The sequence below is a fragment of the Microbulbifer sp. TB1203 genome (assembly GCF_030997045.1).
In the GTDB taxonomy this organism is placed as follows: Bacteria; Pseudomonadota; Gammaproteobacteria; order Pseudomonadales; family Cellvibrionaceae; genus Microbulbifer.
Genome location: NZ_CP116899.1, coordinates 3486833 through 3505045, shown reverse-complemented (window position 1 = coordinate 3505045; position 18213 = coordinate 3486833). Strand labels below are relative to the sequence as shown.

17 protein-coding genes are annotated in these 18213 nt (G+C 57.8%); 13 read left to right on the top strand and 4 right to left on the bottom strand.

Annotated features, from left to right (window positions below; translation table 11 throughout):
* Nucleotides 1-197 precede the first annotated feature (197 nt).
* Nucleotides 198-1205: a fumarylacetoacetate hydrolase family protein gene (locus PP263_RS14695; protein ID WP_308364365.1), complete on the top strand. Its 1008-nt coding sequence runs from the start codon at nucleotides 198-200 to the stop codon at nucleotides 1203-1205.
* Between the two features lie 33 nt (nucleotides 1206-1238).
* On the opposite strand, the gene PP263_RS14690 is transcribed toward PP263_RS14695, so the two are convergent.
* Nucleotides 1239-2498, bottom strand: a complete 1260-nt coding sequence (locus PP263_RS14690) for a type II toxin-antitoxin system HipA family toxin (RefSeq protein ID WP_308364363.1) — start codon at nucleotides 2496-2498, stop codon at nucleotides 1239-1241.
* Between the two features lie 14 nt (nucleotides 2499-2512).
* Nucleotides 2513-2809, bottom strand: coding sequence for a helix-turn-helix transcriptional regulator (locus tag PP263_RS14685; RefSeq protein WP_308364361.1), 297 nt, complete (start codon nucleotides 2807-2809; stop codon nucleotides 2513-2515).
* A 286-nt stretch (nucleotides 2810-3095) separates the two neighbouring features.
* Here PP263_RS14685 and PP263_RS14680 point away from each other — a divergent pair, with 286 nt between their 5' ends.
* From PP263_RS14680 to PP263_RS14670, 3 genes are all read left to right on the top strand, one after another.
* Nucleotides 3096-3371: a helix-turn-helix domain-containing protein gene (locus tag PP263_RS14680; RefSeq protein WP_308364359.1), complete on the top strand. Its 276-nt coding sequence runs from the start codon at nucleotides 3096-3098 to the stop codon at nucleotides 3369-3371.
* Nucleotides 3372-3421: 50 nt separating this feature from the next.
* Nucleotides 3422-3613, top strand: coding sequence for a hypothetical protein (locus tag PP263_RS14675; protein ID WP_308364357.1), 192 nt, complete (start codon nucleotides 3422-3424; stop codon nucleotides 3611-3613).
* An 80-nt stretch (nucleotides 3614-3693) separates the two neighbouring features.
* Nucleotides 3694-5463: a DUF885 domain-containing protein gene (locus PP263_RS14670; protein ID WP_308364355.1), complete on the top strand. Its 1770-nt coding sequence runs from the start codon at nucleotides 3694-3696 to the stop codon at nucleotides 5461-5463.
* A 43-nt stretch (nucleotides 5464-5506) separates the two neighbouring features.
* Here the strand turns inward: PP263_RS14670 and PP263_RS14665 are convergent, their stop codons facing one another.
* Together PP263_RS14665 and PP263_RS14660 are read right to left on the bottom strand one after the other, a co-directional pair.
* Entirely contained in the window at nucleotides 5507-6058 is a 552-nt protein-coding gene (locus PP263_RS14665) for a hypothetical protein (RefSeq protein WP_308364353.1), read from the bottom strand.
* Entirely contained in the window at nucleotides 6055-6420 is a 366-nt protein-coding gene (locus tag PP263_RS14660) for a winged helix-turn-helix domain-containing protein (RefSeq protein ID WP_308364351.1), read from the bottom strand. Before PP263_RS14660 ends, PP263_RS14665 begins: the two co-directional genes overlap by 4 nt.
* 113 nt (nucleotides 6421-6533) lie before the next feature.
* Here PP263_RS14660 and PP263_RS14655 point away from each other — a divergent pair, with 113 nt between their 5' ends.
* The 9 genes from PP263_RS14655 to PP263_RS14615 all read left to right on the top strand — a co-directional run bounded on the left by PP263_RS14655 (nucleotide 6534) and on the right by PP263_RS14615 (nucleotide 18040).
* The gene (locus tag PP263_RS14655) at nucleotides 6534-7010 is read left to right on the top strand and encodes an Rrf2 family transcriptional regulator (protein ID WP_308364349.1); all 477 of its coding nucleotides are present in this window, start codon (nucleotides 6534-6536) and stop codon (nucleotides 7008-7010) included.
* 66 nt (nucleotides 7011-7076) lie between these two features.
* Complete coding sequence (locus tag PP263_RS14650; RefSeq protein ID WP_308364348.1) at nucleotides 7077-7781, top strand: class I SAM-dependent methyltransferase; 705 nt, start codon at nucleotides 7077-7079, stop codon at nucleotides 7779-7781.
* A 186-nt stretch (nucleotides 7782-7967) separates the two neighbouring features.
* Nucleotides 7968-9377 (top strand): DUF6880 family protein, encoded by a 1410-nt coding sequence (locus PP263_RS14645; protein ID WP_308364346.1) that lies wholly within the window; start codon nucleotides 7968-7970, stop codon nucleotides 9375-9377.
* Nucleotides 9378-9595: 218 nt separating this feature from the next.
* The gene (locus PP263_RS14640) at nucleotides 9596-11542 is read left to right on the top strand and encodes an N-6 DNA methylase (protein WP_308364345.1); all 1947 of its coding nucleotides are present in this window, start codon (nucleotides 9596-9598) and stop codon (nucleotides 11540-11542) included.
* On the top strand, nucleotides 11532-13004 hold the full coding sequence (locus PP263_RS14635; RefSeq protein ID WP_308364344.1) for a restriction endonuclease subunit S: 1473 nt from the start codon (nucleotides 11532-11534) through the stop codon (nucleotides 13002-13004). Before PP263_RS14640 ends, PP263_RS14635 begins: the two co-directional genes overlap by 11 nt.
* The gene (locus PP263_RS14630) at nucleotides 13004-14107 is read left to right on the top strand and encodes a hypothetical protein (RefSeq protein WP_308364342.1); all 1104 of its coding nucleotides are present in this window, start codon (nucleotides 13004-13006) and stop codon (nucleotides 14105-14107) included. The genes PP263_RS14635 and PP263_RS14630 overlap by 1 nt, the downstream gene beginning before the upstream one ends.
* Before the next feature lie 30 nt (nucleotides 14108-14137).
* Complete coding sequence (locus PP263_RS14625) at nucleotides 14138-14602, top strand: hypothetical protein (RefSeq protein WP_308364339.1); 465 nt, start codon at nucleotides 14138-14140, stop codon at nucleotides 14600-14602.
* Complete coding sequence (locus PP263_RS14620; protein ID WP_308364338.1) at nucleotides 14599-14895, top strand: hypothetical protein; 297 nt, start codon at nucleotides 14599-14601, stop codon at nucleotides 14893-14895. The genes PP263_RS14625 and PP263_RS14620 overlap by 4 nt, the downstream gene beginning before the upstream one ends.
* A 67-nt stretch (nucleotides 14896-14962) precedes the next feature.
* Nucleotides 14963-18040 (top strand): type I restriction endonuclease subunit R, encoded by a 3078-nt coding sequence (locus tag PP263_RS14615; protein WP_308364335.1) that lies wholly within the window; start codon nucleotides 14963-14965, stop codon nucleotides 18038-18040.
* The last annotated feature ends 173 nt before the right edge of the window (nucleotides 18041-18213 follow it).

The window sequence follows — 18213 nt, the reverse complement described above, 5'->3', positions numbered from 1 at the left end:
GAGATTATGGGGCGACAGCGCGTTGCAAACGACCGGAATTTGCCGGACCGTTCATCGGATGACCTTTTAATGGCCCCTTGACATTGGTTTCAGTTGCAACTAATTTCGCTGCCTCTGAAACTAAGAGGCTTGCCGCACCGCCAGGCCCGGCATGCACGGCGAAGAAGAATTTGTACGACTGTTAAAGGGGAGGCACAGTGAAGTTAGCCAGTCTTAAATCCGGTCGCGACGGCCAGTTGGTGGTGGTCAGCAATGACCTGACCCGCATGATCTCCGCCGCCGGAATTGCGCCGACACTGCAGAGTGCGCTGGACAACTGGCCCGCGGCGTCGGCAGACCTGGAAGCGTTGCACGCCAGCTTGGAAAGCGGCGAAATCCGGGGCGAAGCCTTCGACCAGGCCAAATGCCACTCGCCCCTGCCGCGGGCCTACCACTGGGCCGACGGCAGTGCCTACGTCAACCACGTCGAACTGGTGCGCAAGGCCAGGGGCGCGGAAATTCCGGAGAGCTTCTGGACCGACCCGCTGATGTACCAGGGCGGCTCCGACACCTTCCTGGCCCCGCGCGAACCGATCCTGATGCCGCAAAGCGAGGGCTTCGGCATCGACTTCGAAGCGGAAATCGCCGTGATCACCGACGACGTGCCCATGGGGGTGTCCCCGGGAGATGCGCTCGCGCACATCGTGCTGGTAATGCTGGTCAACGACGTCTCCCTGCGCGGCCTCATTCCCTCCGAACTCGCCAAAGGCTTCGGCTTCTACCAGTCCAAACCCTCCAGCGCCTTCTCCCCGGTGTGCGTCACCCCGCAGCAGCTCGGCGAAAAATGGCGGGACGGCAAGCTGCACCTGCCACTGGTCTCCCACCTGAACGGCAAAAAATTCGGCGAGCCCAACGCCGGCGTGAACATGACCTTCCACTTCGGCCAACTGATCGCCCACGCCGCCAAAACCCGCAGGCTCGCCGCCGGCACCATCATCGGCTCCGGCACCGTGTCCAACAAACTGGACGGCGGCCCCGGCAAGCCGGTCTCCGAGGGCGGCGTCGGTTACAGCTGCATCGCCGAGATCCGCATGATCGAGACGATTCAGAATGGTGAGCCGGGCACGCCGTTTATGCAGTTCGGCGACCGGATTGCGATCGAGATGCTGGACGACAACGGCCAATCCATCTTCGGGCGTATTGAGCAGACGGTTCAGCAGGCCTGATGCCGTAAGGGGGGGCAGGTTTACACCGTGCCATCACAGTGCGAAATCGCTATTTAGCCTGCTCCAATGCACTTTCAGAGCTTCTTTGTGCCCGCTATTCATCGGCGCTTGCCGGAGATAATCCGGCCACAGGCTGCGGGCTTTTTCCATCACATCATCCAGGTGTGGCTTGATCGTTCGCCAAGGCACGCTAACTGAATTCGCCCAGGATTCAAAATGCCCTAAATGCAATTTGTACCAGTCCTTGCTGCCGGCCAGATTAAGCGAAGCTTGCGACTCGCCGGGAATATACGCCTGGGTATAGACAATATCGTATGCCGGGGCCAGCTCTGCAGTTATTTGATCCGGGTAAATCAGGCTCCAGTTTTTCAGGTGGGCATCGCCATTGCCCAGCAGAATATTTACCAGCAGGCGCCTCGCCAGTTGTTGTGTGTTAGCCAGTTTGTGCCCGGTGAACTGGTAAACAACTCTGCCGATATGTTCGAAATTGGTGGAGCCATATTTTTCGTGGGCGTACTTGAACAGCACCTGGGCGAAATCTTCGGCGTGAATGCGCTTGCGGTGAGCGTCCCGGTCATAGCGGCGGATCGCGTAGGCGTAATGCTCCTCAGGCAGATTGATCGGCGGCAGGTCCAGCAGTTGATCCAGCATAATCAGCTTTACCTCGGGAATATCCACCCCCACCAGTTCCGCCAGCTTCATCGCAGTGTACTCGTTGAGCGGTACATCGCGGTGGCGGGTGGAAGGCGTTTTTACGATCCACTCGCCGAGGCTATCCGGCTGGGAGATATTGAAGCGCCCGTCAGATTCGTGCATGGAAAACTTCATCTGCACGCCCGCCAGGGAAAAGTGTGGACGTCCGTCCATAATCATACGCGGCACCGACTCGATCCGCGTGCGATGATCCAGCACACCTACGGGGATTTGCTCCGGCACAACCGGTTCGGCTGTCAGCGCGCCGGGCAGATCCGCGGCCAATTGTGCGAACAGCGGGAATTCGTTGTCCGGATGTACCTTGAGCATCTGCGCAAACCAGTCACGCAGAGCGCCCTCGGGCAGCAGGTTGGATAGCACTGGGTGGAGCCGCTGCTGCCTGACCCAGGGGCTCGCATACAACTTTCTGCAGGCAGGATGATCGGCAATGCCTGACAGGGTAAAGGTGGGACGATCGGGATCAGCGATATAGGCCGGGTTAAAAACCAGAATGTTCCTGCCGCCCTGATAGCCGGCCAGATGGCCCAGGGTGACTCCATGCAGGCGGAGCTCGAGCACCTCAACAGCTTCAGTTGCCATTTTTTGCTTCCGCGCTATTTCAGAATATCTGACCAGGGATCTTCGTCTGCTCTGGGTTTATCCTTACCTTCGTTTTTCCTTGGCCCATTGTCGCTGAGCAGCGTCCTCACGGCTCGAAGCTTCTCTTTTGGTATCAGGAGCAGCTCCGCATCCAGTCCTTCGGCAACCAGCTCCAAGGTATTCAGGCGCGGATTACCGCCGGCCTCTATGCGTTGGAACTGCTGCTGGTTCATTCCGATGCGCAGCTTCATGTCCTTCTGTTGAAGGCCCAGTTGCAGACGACGGTTCTTGATTTGCGAGGTCAGTTTCACAGGAGGCACCCGATCAAACATCAGATAAATTGTCTATAGCATAAATACAACTTTTATATTGTTCAATATTGAAATTACAGCATATAAATTGTTTCTGAGTCCCTCTATAGTTGGCCAGAGTAAATAACAACTCATAAGTTGTACTGAATAATGGGCTTTCGCGCTGGACTTTGGTTCACTATAGTGATCCATCAGTTCAGTATCAGGCTCTTTGGATCACTATAGTGGCCCAAAGAGCTGGCCGCGGAGGCCTGCGCCAAACAACACCAAGGGTTGAGAAGATCGAATGAAGTTGACCCGGGAACAGATTACGGAGCAAAAGCAGCTCCTGAAACAAAATATAGAGAAGGGCGAGCTGACCCTCGGCCAGGCCGTGCGCCAGATGCGCGGGATCACCGGCATGAATCAGAAAGAATACGCACAGAAAATTGTCGGCATCTCCCCGAGGATCCTCGCAGAAATCGAACGCGATGCCGGCAACCCGACGCTGGAGACACTCAACAAAATCGGCCGCCCCTTCGGCTATCGGGTTGGCTTTGTTGCGAAAAAACCAGCAGGTTAGATTTGACTCCAATGTATGGATTTAAGACGAACTCCATGTAGGAGCCTGTTGTGACCGCCATGGATGGCGGAATGCCGCCCAGCGGAATGCCGCCCAGCGGAATGCCGCCCAGCGGAATGCCGCCCAACGGAGTGCCGCCCAACGGAAATGCAGATTTTGCAGGAGCAAAAATCTGTCAGGCGAAAGAAAAATGCACCAAAGCCCGACGAATTGCTGAGCCTTGGGCAGAACGGGAAAAGTAACAGTAGGATGGTCATAAGAAGTGCAGCGACGCGCCCATCATCTGACGTTCGGACTCGAAGATAAACCGGAGAACAAAATAATGGTATCAAGGCTTCAGAAATTTCTGTCTGTCCTTTATGTAGTCGCCTGGTTATTCGCCCCCGCTGCCCAAGCCGCCACGGCCACCGAGCAGCTGCAAAGCATTATCGACGACCACTGGCAGTTCAGCCTCAAAGAAGACCCGATCATGGCAGGCCGCATGGGGGTGCCCGACTACAACGACCGCCTGCCAGCCGTCGCCGCCGAAGACCGCGCGCGGCGCCTGAAGAAAGAGAAAGAGTTTCTCACCCGCCTCGAAGCAATTGACGCGGCCCAGCTGAGCGAGTCGGACCGGGTGAATCGCGATCTGCTGACCTGGGTGCTGGAAAACTCCCTCGAGTCCAACGAACTGTTCCTCGACCGCATCCCCCTCAACACCTTCTACAGCTTTTACACATCGGCGCTGGACGCCAGCGACGGCCTGGCCATGAACCGTGCGGCCGACTACCAGGACTACATTGCGCGGATTCGGGATTTCGACCGCTACTTCAACGAAAACATCGTCAATATGCGCGAGGGAATCAAAAGCGGTTTCGTGCTACCGAAAATCGTCGTCGAGGGCATAGCGCCCACGGTGCGCGCCCAGGTCTACAGCGACCCGAAAAAGAGCAGCCTCTACGAGCCGTTTGAGAATATGCCCGCGTCCATTCCGCAAAAGGAACAACAGCGGCTGCGCAAAGCCGGCGAGCACGCAATAAAAGAAACCGCCATTCCCGCCTTCGCCCGGGTGGCGGACTTTCTCGAAGGCGACTACATGCGAGCCGCCCCCGAAACCCTCGGCGCTGAACAGCTGCCCGGCGGCAAGGCTTACTACCGCCACACCATTCGCACCTACGTCACCCAGGATATGGACCCGGCAGAAATCCACAAAATCGGCCTCGCCGAAGTGCAGCGCATCCGCGCGGAAATGGATGAATTGATTAAGGCATCCGGCTTCGACGGGGACTTCAAGGCATTCACCAAATTCCTGCGCACCGACCCGCAGTTCTACGCCAAAACCCCCGAGGAACTGCTCAAAGAGGCCTCCTATATCGCCAAGCGCATCGACTACCGCCTGCCGGAATTCTTCGGCAAACTCCCGCGCCTGCCCTACGGCATAGTACCGGTGCCGGACGAAATCGCCCCCAACTACACCACCGCCTCCTACAATCCTGCGGCCATCGGCGGCGTCCGCGGGGGCGCCTATTGGCTCAACACCCACGGCCTGGACCAGCGCCCCCTGTACGAACTGCCGGCCCTGACCCTGCACGAAGCCGTCCCCGGCCACCACCTGCAGAACGCCCTGTCCCAGGAACTGGAAAACGTCCCCGACTTCCGCCGCAACCTCTACCTCAGCGCTTTCGGCGAGGGCTGGGGCCTTTACTCGGAACGCCTGGGCAAAGAGATGGGCATCTACACCACCCCCTACCAACACTTCGGCCGCCTGAGCTATGAAATGTGGCGCGCCTGCCGGCTGGTGATCGACACCGGCATCCACTCCCAGGGCTGGACCCGCCAACAGGCCCTGGACTTCCTCGCCGACAACACCTCCCTGTCAAAAGCCAACGTGCGCGCGGAAGTGGACCGCTATATCTCCTGGCCGGGGCAGGCGCTGTCTTACAAGATGGGAGAGATCGAGATTCGCGAACTGCGGGCCAGGGCTGAGAAAGCGCTCGGGGATCAGTTCGATCTGCGGGAGTTTCACGATGCGGTGCTGGCCAATGGCGCCTTACCGCTGTCGATGCTGGAAGAACAGATGGAGCGCTATATTATCGAGGTAAGAAGCCAGTAAGAACCGAGAGCGCAGTGCCCGCCGGCATTTTGGCGGGCATTAGCTATTTTCCTTTGATTCGATGCAAAAATTCTTTGTATCCCTGCTCCTGTCCTTCATTACTATGCCAGCTTTCCAATGATTTCAGATTAATTGGCTGGGCTTTGGCAACCAAAACAGCCTGTTCGAGGCACTGGTTATCCCTGAAATAGTAGTAGTTTGCCAGGCGATCCTTAACACAATCGGTCGGCGTGAGCAGACGCAATGTTCCTATTGTTGTATGCAAATTATTGACGGCTGATGAAGGGATGTGTTCGTCACCCACTGTCAGGGGTGCAGAGGGAAATTCCACGCTCAAGTCGGACTCCGAATGGACGAAATGTCGGCTGTTCCTGGGCCAGTTTTCAAAGCCCAGCGATTGAATCGCCTTGGCTACCTGCCGGTTGGATTTCAAGCTGATATCAATAAAATCCAGGTCTTTTGAGACATACTGCTCTGATGAGTAAATTGAAACGCAAGAGCCGCCGGATAACACGACATCAATGCTCTGTTTTCTCAGGGTTTCGCAAATCAATGCAGCCAGTTCCAGGCGCGTTAGCCTGGCAATCGGTTTCATAGCGGTTTAGATTTCTTGCGAGGGCGGCGTCTATCGAGGAGCAGGCTGTTTTTTATTTCCTCCGGGTATAGATCCAGGGCTTTATTTAGTAGTGATTGCAACTCTGCGACAAAGGGGTTGCGGGGATTGAACTCGTAAACTCGTGTCCGGCCCACGGTGCGGCTAATGAGCAAGCCGTCGCGCTCCATTCTTTCCAGCTGCTTCTGGATAGGGCTGAGGTCTGTTTCAAATGCCCTGGCTATTTCGGCTGCATAGCCGCTTTCCCTTGCACAGAGAAACAGCAGAACACGTTCGGCGCTTGTTGAACCTAAGATAGCTTCGAGCACGGCGATCACTAAAACCTTAAAAGTAGGTTTATACACCTACATTATAGGTATGTAAACTTGAATGATGTCGATGGGCTTCCTCCCACCAGGGTGCAAGCCCAGCCCGCCCAGGATTGCGTCTACCCATTTCATGTAATACTCTAAGTTACATGAAAAGAGACAGCAGACTATCCGGCGTACTTCACGTACTCCTGCATATGGCCGAAGCCGAAGGCCCCGTCACGTCCGATGCCCTCGCAGGCATGATGCACACCAATCCCGTGGTGATCCGGCGCATTCTGGGCGGCCTGCGCAAGCAGGGCCTGGTGCAATCCGGGAAGGGCCACGGCGGCGGTTGGCGGCTGGCCCGCGACCTGGAATCTGTCACCCTGTACGACATCCACCTCGCCCTCGGCGCGCCCGGCGTACTCGCCCTCGGCCATCGCACTGAGGAGCCCGACTGCCTGGTGGAGCAGGCTGTGAATGCGGCCATGAATGACGCCTTTGCCGAGGCCGAGGCGTTGCTGCTGAACCGATTTCGCACCATCACCCTGGCGGCCCTGAGCCGGGATTTCCAGCGGCGAAAAAAGTGCGGGGGCCGACAGTGTTCCGTCCACAAGCGGAGCCCATCGAAAGAAAACCATTGATGCAGTGATCGGCAGTGACAGTTATGTCGTCGGGCGGTCACATGGATTGATTTTCGGAGAACCAAAATGCAGCGCGATTCAATACGAAAAATTTTTGACCAGCAGGCCGCATCGTACGACCAGCAGTGGAGCAAAATGGCCCCGCTGCGCGATGCGTTGCACCTGCTGATGGGGGCGGTGTTTTCCGACCTTCCCGAAGACGCCCATATTCTCTGCGTGGGAGCGGGAACCGGTGCCGAGTTAATCTATCTCGCCGAGCGCTTCCCGCAGTGGCGCTTTACCGTGGTGGAGCCCTCCGCGGCGATGCTGGAGGTCTGCCGTCGCCGGGCCGGGGAGCAGGGGATTGCGCCCCTCTGTCACTTTCACGAAGGCTATGTCGAAGCGCTCGACCCCGAGGAAAACTTCGACGCGGCCACCGCCCTGCTCGTTTCCCAATTTATCCTGGAGCGAGAGGCCCGCGCTGAATTCTTCCGCGCTATCGCCCGGCGACTGCGCCCGGGCGGCATGCTTGCGAGCTCGGATCTGGCTTCCGATACGGATTCCGCCGCCTATCAACGCCTGCTCGAGGTTTGGCTGCAAATGATGCGGGCCGGCGGTATCCCGCCCGAAGGCCTCGAGCGAATGCGTGCCGCCTATGACCGCGACGTTGCCCTACTGCCGCCAGAGCAGGTGGAAGACATCATCATGTCCGGCGGCTTCAGGACGCCAACACAGTTCTTACAGACGGGCCTGATTCGCGCCTGGTATGCCAAGCGGGCGCCAGACGCCTGACAGGCCCTCGCCGGGATTTCGTTGTCCATTTTTGAACTCCGGTTTGCTCGTGACCGGTAGGCGCCTCTGGATTACAGTCGCCGGAAGAACTTACTTACCGCCGTAGAGTGGGCCGTTTCTTCCCGTGAATCAACGGGTTACGATAAGAGACGATCGCCACTAAAACTGGAAACATTCGAAGGCACGATGATAGAAATAGAGAGCGCCCTGCAAAACCTGGACCGCGCCGCCATGGCCCGCCTGCTGGAGAGAATCTACGGCATCCACCACGATATCGATGAAATCATCGAGTCCCATATCGAATCGGCAGGCTTTGCACCGGGGGAGAGCAACAACGTTGCCGCGAGCATGATGCGGCGGATAGAGCAAATTGCCAGCGAACACGAATTTGTCGGTTACCGCCAAAGCTACGCCTTTGCCGGCCGCCTGCGCAGCCTGCTGGAGGATATCGACACCCTGCTGCGGGAGCAGGAAGCGATTGCGGCACTGGAGTCGACCGAGCGCTTCCTGCAACTCATCGAGCCGGTGATGAATCGCGTGGACGACTCGGGCGGAGATCTGGGGGAAGTATTCCGCCAGGCGGTGGACCAGTGGCTGGACACGGCCGCCCAGGTGCGGGCCGTAAGTCCGGGCCACCTGAACTGGGTGGAGAAGGTTCTCTATTTCTTCGATCACAACGACTACGGCTGCCTGGACAATATCATCAGCCACAGCCGCAAACTCCTCAGCGAAGAGGAACTGCGGCAGCTGGCCTGGCGTTTCGAAAATGAAGCCCGCAAGGCGCTGGCATCACAGGCCAACGACCGCGACTACAACTCCGCCGCCGCTCACGCCTGTCTGGGCCTGCGTTCCGTGGCCGAGGCGCTGGACGATATGGGCCTGTATGAGAAAAGCACACTGATCGCCAGCCCAGAGCCCAATCACCGGCAACTGGAATCCATCATCCAGTTCGCTCTGGAGATCAACGATCTGGAGCGCGCCGACTACTGGCTGCAGCAGCCCCAGTGGCAGGGCGACCCCGCCCGACAGTCACGCCTGCGCGCCGAGCTGCTGCGGCAGCAGGGCTGTATCGAGCAACTGAAAGCCCACTTGCTGCAGGCCTTCCTGGACCGCCCCAGTGAATCGACTCTGGGCCACTACTGGGGGTTTGCCAGCGAGCAGGAGCGCGCGGGTATCAAACAACAAGCGGAAACGATGGCCCGGGAATGCGATGACCCGGCGAATGCCATCGGGATGCTGCTGACCCTCGGCAATACTTTACTGGCGGCCGAGACGGCTATAGACAGGGCGGACAGTCTGCCGGCGCGTCTCTACAGCACAATGCAGGAGTGGGCAGAGCAGTTTGAGGCCGCGGGACAGACGTTGGCCGCTGCAGTCTGTTACCGCGCCTTGCTGACGGACCTGCTCGGGCGCGGCTACAGCAAAGCCTACCACCACGGCGCGCGCTACTTTCACAAGCTGATCGAGCTGGACCGGCACATCGACGATTACGGCGGCCTCGCCGACGGCGAGGCCTTCATCCGCCAGTTGCAAAAACAGCACTGGCGCAAACGCGCCTTTTGGGCCGGGGCCGGATATCCGAACAAAAGCCCATAGGTCAGATTGCGAGACGCATCTTGTTGGGCCTGCTGTCGCTTAATATTCTGAAGTTTGGCGCTCCGGTGACTCTTACTCATAGTTGTCGGGCACCATGATCCTCACCCGCAAACCTGCTAATCTTCGCAGCTAAAATCGCCGCCATTGGTCGTGACGATTGCTCGTTTTTTGATCGATTTTCGTTCGATATCCACGGCTGCTGGTGATAAGGAAACCCTGTGACCACGACTTTGCGCAAGCGCGACCTGCTGGCATTGCTGGAGCGCAAAACCCTTTGCAAGATCGTCGATGCCTTCGAGCTGTCCAGGCGGGCCAACGCCGCCGAAGCCTCCTTGACCAAGACATTGATGAGGAAGTACAGCATCAAGGTCAGCGACCTATTGCCCTTCCTGGGCCGCCTGGAATTGAAGGCGGCCTGCGAGGCGGCCGGAATTAGCAACCACGGCAACAAGGCGGAGCTGCGCCACCGGTTGCAGGTGTACTTCGGCATCACCAAGGCCCCGGCGCCGAGCAGAGAAATAGAACAACAGCCGCGCACACCCCGTCCCGCGGACAAGCAGTATCAGGCAAGAACCAAAATGAGTAGTAAAAAGGCGGCGAAGGCCGCACAAGAAGACCAGACACTGGCGAATATCGAAAAGACCCTCTGGGCCGCCGCCGACAAGCTGCGGGCCAATATGGACGCCGCCGAGTACAAGCATGTAGTACTGGGACTGATCTTCCTCAAATACATCTCCGACAGCTTCGACGAGTTCCGCAGTCAGCTTAGCCGTCGCATCCAGGACCCTAAGGATGAGCTCTACTGGGAGGACGCCAGCGAAGAGGATATCGAGGCAGAGCTGGAGGACCGGGACTATTACCTCGCCGCCAATATCTTCTGGGTACCGGCGGAGGCCCGCTGGGCGAACATTCGCGGGAAAGCCAGAGAGGCGGATATCGGTCGCACCATCGACAACGCCATGGCCGCCATCGAAAAAGAGAACCCGCGTCTCAAGGGTATCCTCAACCGCGAGTACGGCCGCGAGCGCATGAAGCAGGTGCGCCTGGGCGAGCTAATCGACCTGATCGCCACCATCGGCTTCAACGACACCCAGCACCGCGCCAAGGACGTGCTCGGCCATGTGTACGAATACTTCCTCGGCCAGTTTGCCAGCGCCGAGGGCAAGAAGGGCGGCCAGTTCTATACCCCCAAGTCCATCGTCGGCCTGATCGTCGAGATGCTGGAGCCCTACAAGGGCCGCGTCTACGACCCGGCCATGGGCTCCGGCGGCTTCTTCGTGTCCTCCGAGAAGTTCATCGAATCCCACGGCGGCAAATTAAAGAATATCTCCATTTACGGCCAGGAATCCAACCCCACCACCTGGCGGCTGGCGTCCATGAACATGGCAATCCGCGGCATAGACTTCAATTTCGGCAAGGAGCCGGCGGACAGCTTCCACAACGACCAGCACCCGGACCTCAAGGCCGACTACGTGATGGCCAACCCGCCGTTCAATATCTCCGACTGGGGCGGCGAGGCACTGGCGAGCGACAAGCGCTGGCAGTTCGGCACCCCGCCGGCGGGCAACGCCAACTTCGCCTGGGTCCAGCATATGCTCCACCACCTGGCGCCCAACGGCCGCGCCGGTATCGTGCTGGCCAACGGCTCCATGAGTTCCAACACTAATAACGAGGGCAATATCCGCAAGGCGCTGGTGGAGGCGGACCTGGTGGAGTGCATGGTGGCGCTGCCGGGGCAGCTGTTCACCAACACCCAGATCCCCGCGTGTATCTGGTTCCTGGCCCGCAACAAGCCGCGCAGAAGCGAGGTGCTGTTTATCGATGCCCGCGGGAGGGGCGAGATGGCCAGTCGGGTGCTGAAGACCTTTCCGGATGAGGATATTGCCGCGATTGCCGATGTGTACCACCAGTGGCGCAACGGCGATGCCGAGTATCGGGACGTGCCGGCCTTTGTGAAGAGCGCGGCGTTGGAGGAGATCCGCAACCACGAACACGTGCTGACGCCGGGGCGCTATGTGGGTGCCGCGGATGAGGAAGATGATGGGGTGCCGTTTGCTGAGAAGATGGCAATACTAACCGATCTGCTAAAAGATCAGTTTGAGGCTGGAGAAGTGCTAAGCGCAGAAATCTCTCAAAATTTGAGGGGGCTTGGCTATGAACTCTGATTGGAAGCTTTCGAAACTAGGTGAGTTACTGGAAACGATAATTGATTATCGTGGTAAAACGCCGCCAAAGTCCCCGAAAGGCATCCCTACACTCACGGCAGCTAACGTTAAGTCTGGTCGTATCGATCTTTCCAAGGTTTCGTATGTTTCTCGGGAAACGTATGACAGATGGACCACTCGAGGATTTCCCGAGGGTGGTGATGTTTTAATAACGACTGAGGCTCCGGTCGGAGAAGTCGCTCCCTTCCCAATTGATCAAACGTACTTAATTACGCGTCGTGTAATTGCATTAAGAGCAAAAAAGGGCGTGCTAGATAGTAAATATCTACTCTATGCTTTGCTGTCGCCAAAATACCGCGACGCCCTGTTGACAAATGTCCGAGGCTCCACAGTATCTCGAGTTCTGAAAACTGATATCACTGGTCTAGATTTACTACTTCCAGAGTATGAGTATCAAAGATCGGTTGCAAAGATCTTTCATGATATAGATTCAAAAATTGATCTAAATAGAAAAACCAACCAAACCCTAGAACAAATCGCCCAGACCTTGTTCAAAAGCTGGTTTGTGGACTTCGAGCCGGTGCGCGCCAAGGTGGTCGTGCGCGAGCATTTCGAGCGGCGCGCCGCCGAGCAGGGCGAGCCGCTGCCGGCACCAGGCGCCCTCGAGCAAGCCCAGAACACCGCCGCCGCCGCCACCATCGCCGGCCTCAGTTTCGACCCCGCCGATATTGACGGCACCCGTGCGCTGCTGGAGGCCAAGTTGGCCGGCATGGGGGTAGAGCAGCGGGAGCAGTTGATGGAGACTGCTGCGCTTTTTCCGGATGAGTTTTCTGAAACCGAGCTGGGTAAAACACCTGCTGGATGGAACGTAACCACGCTAGATGAGCTTCTTGAGTTTAATCCGCGCAGAATATTGAAAAAGGGAGCGAAGGCTCCGTACTTGGATATGAAAAATGTGCCTACGCAGGGGCATCTCGCGGAAGACGTTTATCAACGTGAATTCGGTAGTGGTACCAAGTTCATTAATGGAGATACTTTACTGGCCCGGATTACGCCATGTTTGGAAAACGGTAAAACCGCCTATGTAGATTTTCTTGACGCGGAGCAAGTGGGTTGGGGCTCGACAGAGTTTATAGTTTTGAGGCCGAAGGGCGGGCGCCCGCTGTCGCTAGGTTATTTAATGGCTCGCCTAGAAAGTTTTCGATCTTTGGCCATCCAATCGATGACCGGAACAAGTGGTCGACAACGAGCCAATGCTAAAGCATTGGCAATGGCTCGTTGGCTTGATTACCCGCTAGATCTCCTAGAACGCTTCGATGATATTGCCGGAGCGTATCTAAGAATGGCGAAAAATAACGGTATCGAAAGTAAGGCCCTGTCCCAGCTTCGCGATACGTTGCTGCCAAAACTCCTTTCCGGTGAAATCCAGCTCAACCCAGAACCCGTTGCCGAGGCCAGCTAGTGTACCAGATTGACAAGGACGCCAACCGCATCTCCCCACTGCAGCAAAAGAGATTCTCCGAACTGGGCCTCCGCGAGCGCGAGCATCTGCAGGAGTGGCTCGCCGCCAATCCTGAAGTGCTGGGCGAGGATCTGCTGATTATCCAGAAGGAGTTCGACGGTTTCGACGAAACCCGCGAGCGCCTCGATCTGTTGGCGTTGGACAAGCAGGGCCACTTGGTAATCATCGAGAACAAGCTGGACGACTCCGGCCGCGACGTGGTGTGGCAGGCGCTCAAGTACGCCTCCTACTGCGCGGGCCTCACCAAGAGCCAGCTAGTCGCCATCTACCAGCAGTACCTGGAAAAGTACGAACCCGGTCAGAGCGCCCAGCAGCGCCTGAGCGAATTCTTCGACGATACCGAGTTCGACGAGCTGACCCTGAACCCCGGCTCCGACCAGCGCATCATTTTCGTCGCCGCCAACTTCCGCCGCGAGGTCACCTCCACCGCTCTGTGGCTGATGGAGCACCGCATCCGCATTCAGTGTATCAAGGCCGCGCCCTATGCTTTGGGCGATCAGCTGTTCTTGAGCCTGGATCAGATAATCCCGGTGAAGGAGGCCGAGGAGTATATGATCGGGATCAGGGACAAATCTGAAGAGGTGCGTAGCGAGCGTCGGCAACAGGAGAATAACAGGGTTGTATTCGGGAGATTCTGGAGTCAGTTTCGTGAAGTTTTGGAAGGTGACATAAAGGAGATTTTTTCCGAAAGAGGCGAGACACTAAATGGGTACTTGATTCATCACTGTCGCAGTGGCGATGTGAAGATCGTGCTCAGATTGATGAAGACGCAGGTGCGCGTAAAACTGGAGTTTAAAGGTAAGTCTGCGGGAGATATCTACCAGAATTTTGATAGGGCGAGATTTCTTGAGGCCATCGGCATGGGGGTTGAAGAAAAATCGGTATCTGCGGACTTCTATCAATTTATCATCAAGGAACCCGTTTCCGGTTTCGACGAATCTCAATGGCCGAGCATCAACAAGTGGATGGTCGCTACATTGCAAAGAGTGATTGATGCGGCAAAACCACAATTAAAGAATCTGGACATCGATTTATTAGTCTGACTTTCGGTATTGATCCAGGGAGAATGGAATATGGAGCAATTCAGGACTGTTGAGGATTTGCGTGAGTACATCAAGAAGCTGGGGCCATTCTATGCTCGCCCTACGGAGCAGGGAGCTCACCCCACTTTATATAGAAACAGCAATGATTCCTCTATCATATTCGGCGTCAGGAAACGGGATTACCTTTTTTCGCAGGATGAACGATGGGTCTTGCCTCACCCGGAGATGGGGCTTTCATTTTCTGCCCACTGGCAGCACCTGAAGCGCATCTACAAAATGAAGAAGAAGGTAACCAGAGGGGCGTCAATCGACGTTTTCTGGGTGATAGAGAAGGCCGATATTCCAAGTGGCCTAGCGTTTGTTGCTGACCCGAAAGACGAGAATCATTACCTGTTGGCAGTAACCGAAAGAATGCGTATAGAAACCCTGGCTGAAAAGTTGACCTGGGTTGCAGACAGAATGTCAGTCATCAGGGAGGCGCAGGAGGCACTATGATCGAGTACAAATACCCGGAAGAAGAAGCCATTCTCCTCCACTACGCCGATAAAATGGGCGATGAGAAAGCCAGGACCATCCTCGAAAACCGCGGCGTAAAAGACAGCCGCGAGGCAGAAATCTTATCCGCTTTTTACTGGAAAATGCTCGATGTCATGGCCGATGACGGCGGCAAGGGTGTGCCGGTCCTGGAGCGGGAAGGGTTCGAGGCCTGGGCCGAGTATATATTCCATTCCCTGAACGGCTATTTCGTGAGCAACGGTTATGAAGCAGAATGGGACAGGGAAGAGTAGCTCCCTGTCTACTCGGTATCTGGTGGCCTAGGCTGCCCAGTCCAGCAGTGCGAACAAAAGAAAAACAATGATCAGTGAAGACCAGCTCGAAACCCTCTGCCAGACCTGGTTCGAAGACCTCGGCTACCAAGTGATTGCCGGCGAGACCATCGCCCCGGACAGCGACGGTGCCGAACGCAACGACTGGCAGCAGGTGATCCTGCGCCCGCGCCTCAAGGCCGCCATCGAGCGACTGAACCGCTACCTGCCGGAAGTGGCGCGGGAGGAGGCCTTCCATGTGGTTACCAACCACGAGACGCCGGTGCTCGCGCAGGCCAACCGCGGCTTTCACAAACTGCTCGTGGATGGCGTCAATGTGGACGTGGCGGGCAAGGAAGTGACCGAGGGCGTGTTCGTGCGTCTGCTGGACTTCGATCGCCCGGAGAATAACGACTGGCTGGTGGTGCGCCAGTTCACCGTGGTGGGCAGCCGCAAGCGGCGGACAGATATGGTGGTGTTCGTCAACGGCCTGCCGCTGGCGGTGATCGAACTCAAGAACCCCGCCGACGAGAAAACCGATATCTGGTCCGCCTACAACCAGATCGGCACCTATAAGGAGCAGATTCCGGACCTGTTTGCGCCCAATGTGGCACTGGTGATCTCCGACGGCCAGGAAGCGCGTCTTGGCTCCCTCACCGCCAATCGGGAACGCTACCTGCCGTGGCGCAGCATCACCGGCGCGCGGGACGAGGATACCGGCAAGCTGGAGCTGGAAGTGCTGGTGCGCGGCCTGTTCGCCCAGGGGCACTGGCTGGACTACCTGCGCCACTTCGTGATCTTCGAGGAGGACCGCGGCAAGGTGATCAAGAAGATCGCCGGCTACCACCAGTTCTTTGCCGTGCGCGCGGCTACCCGCACGGCCATCGAGGCGCATAAGGCTGGCAGCAACCGCGGCGGCGTGGTCTGGCATACCCAGGGTTCCGGCAAGAGCATCTCCATGTGCTGTTTTGCCGCCAAGCTGGCCGGCAGCCCGGAGTTGGGCAACCCGACGCTGGTGATCGTTACCGACCGCAATGACCTCGACGGCCAGCTGTTCAAGACATTCAGCCAGGCGCGGCAACTGCTGCGCCAGTTGCCGGTCCAGGCAGACAGCCGCGACGAACTGCGCCGGCTGCTGTTGGAGCGGGCTTCCGGCGGCATCATCTTTACCACCATCCAGAAGTTCGCCCTCCTGGACGGCGAGCAGCGCCACCCGGTGCTGAGCGAGCGCGACAATGTGCTGGTGATCAGCGACGAGGCCCACCGCAGTCAGTACGGGCTCAAGGCGCGACTGACGGAGTCCGGCAAATACCAGTACGGCTACGCCAAGCACCTGCGCGATGCCCTGCCCAACGCCGCCTTCGTCGGTTTTACCGGCACGCCCATCGAGCTGGAGGACAAGGACACCCGCGCGGTGTTCGGCGACTACATCCATGTGTACGACGTGGAGCAGGCGGTCAAGGACGGCGCCACTGTGCCGATCTTCTATGAATCGCGCTTGGCCAAGATAGAGCTGCGCGAGGATGCGCTGCCGAAGATCGACGCCGAGGTGGACGAAATCACCGAGCTGGACGAGGAAGAGGTGGGCGAGCGCTTCAAAGGCCGCTGGGCGGCGCTGGCAGCGGTGGTGGGCGCCGAGCCGCGCATTCAGCAGGTGGCCAAGGATCTGGTAGGGCACTTCGCCAACCGGCAGGGGGCGATGCCGGGCAAGGGCATGATCGTGTGTATGAGCCGCGCCATCTGTGTGGATATGTACAACGCGATCATCGCCATACACCCGGAATGGCACGATAGAGACCCGGAAAAGGGCGCGATAAAAGTGGTGATGACCGGCTCCGCCGCCGATCTGGTTCAGTTCCAGCCGCATCTCTATAGCAAAGAGACCCTCAAGCGCTTCGAGGAGCGGGTGAAGGACCCGGACGATCCCCTGCAACTGGTGATCGTGCGCGATATGTGGCTAACCGGCTTCGACGCCCCCTGCCTGCACACCCTGTATATCGACAAACCCATGAAGGGCCACAACCTGATGCAGGCCATCGCCCGGGTTAACCGGGTATTCGGCGATAAACCCGGCGGGCTGGTAGTGGACTATATCGGTATCGCCACCGAGCTGAAGGAGGCGCTCAAGACCTATACCGCCAACCACGGCCGCGGCAAGCCCACCGTCGACGCCCACGAGGCGCTGGCACTGCTGTTGGAAAAGCTGGAGGTGGTACGGGCGCTGCTCCACGGCTGCGATTATTCGGACTTCGCCAGCCGGCCGCTGCAGCTGATGGCCCCGGTGCTGGATTTCGTGCTCGGGCTCGAGGACGGCAAAACCCGCTACTGCGACACAGTGCTGGCCATCAGTAAGGCCTATGCCCTCTGCGGAACCTTGGACGAAGCGGCGACCCACAAGGAAGAGATCGCCTTCCTGCAGGCGGTGCGGGCGGCACTGATCAAGCGTGGGCAGTCCGATAAGAAACTCACAGACGCGGACAAGCAGGCGCGCATGCGCCAGGTATTGAGCAACGCCATAGTCTCCGACCGGGTGGTGGATATCTTCGAGGCAGTGGGGCTCGACAAGCCGAATATCTCCATCCTCTCCGAGGAGTTTATGCAAGATGTGGCGGCGATGAAGCACCGCAACCTGGCAGTGGAGATTCTCGAACGGCTGCTGGCGGACGAGATCAGGACCCGCAGCGCCAAGAACGTGGTCCAGGCCAAGAAGTACTCCGACCGGCTCAAGGATACCCTGGTGAAGTACCAGAACCGCTCCATCCAGACCGCCCAGGTGATCGAAGAACTGATCGCCATGGCCAGGGAATTCAAGGCGGCCGCCAACCGCGGCGAGCAATTGCGTCTGAGCGACGACGAACTGGCCTTCTACGAGGCGCTGGAGGCCAATGAAGCCTCCGTGCGAGACCTCGGAGAGGAAGTGCTGCGTACCATCGCCGTGGAACTCACTTTGCGGCTGCGCAACAGCACAACGGTAGATTGGCAGAAGCGGGAATCTGTGCGGGCAAAATTGCGGCTGCTAGTGAAGCGGATACTGAAGAAATACAAGTACCCGCCGGATCGGCAAGAGGAGGCGGTGGAACTGGTGCTGAAGCAGGCTGAGGTTTTGTCTGAAGGTTGGGCTGCGTAACTACATAGTTAATAATGGTGCAATCATTAGTCGATCTTCCCCGTGGACAGCCAACGTGCGTGCCGAGGTAGACCGCTATAGCTTCTGGCCGGGGCAGGCGATGTCCTACAAGATGGCAGAGATCAAGGTTCGGGAGTAGCGGGAGAAGCCTGAGGGGAGGAGCTTGGGGATAA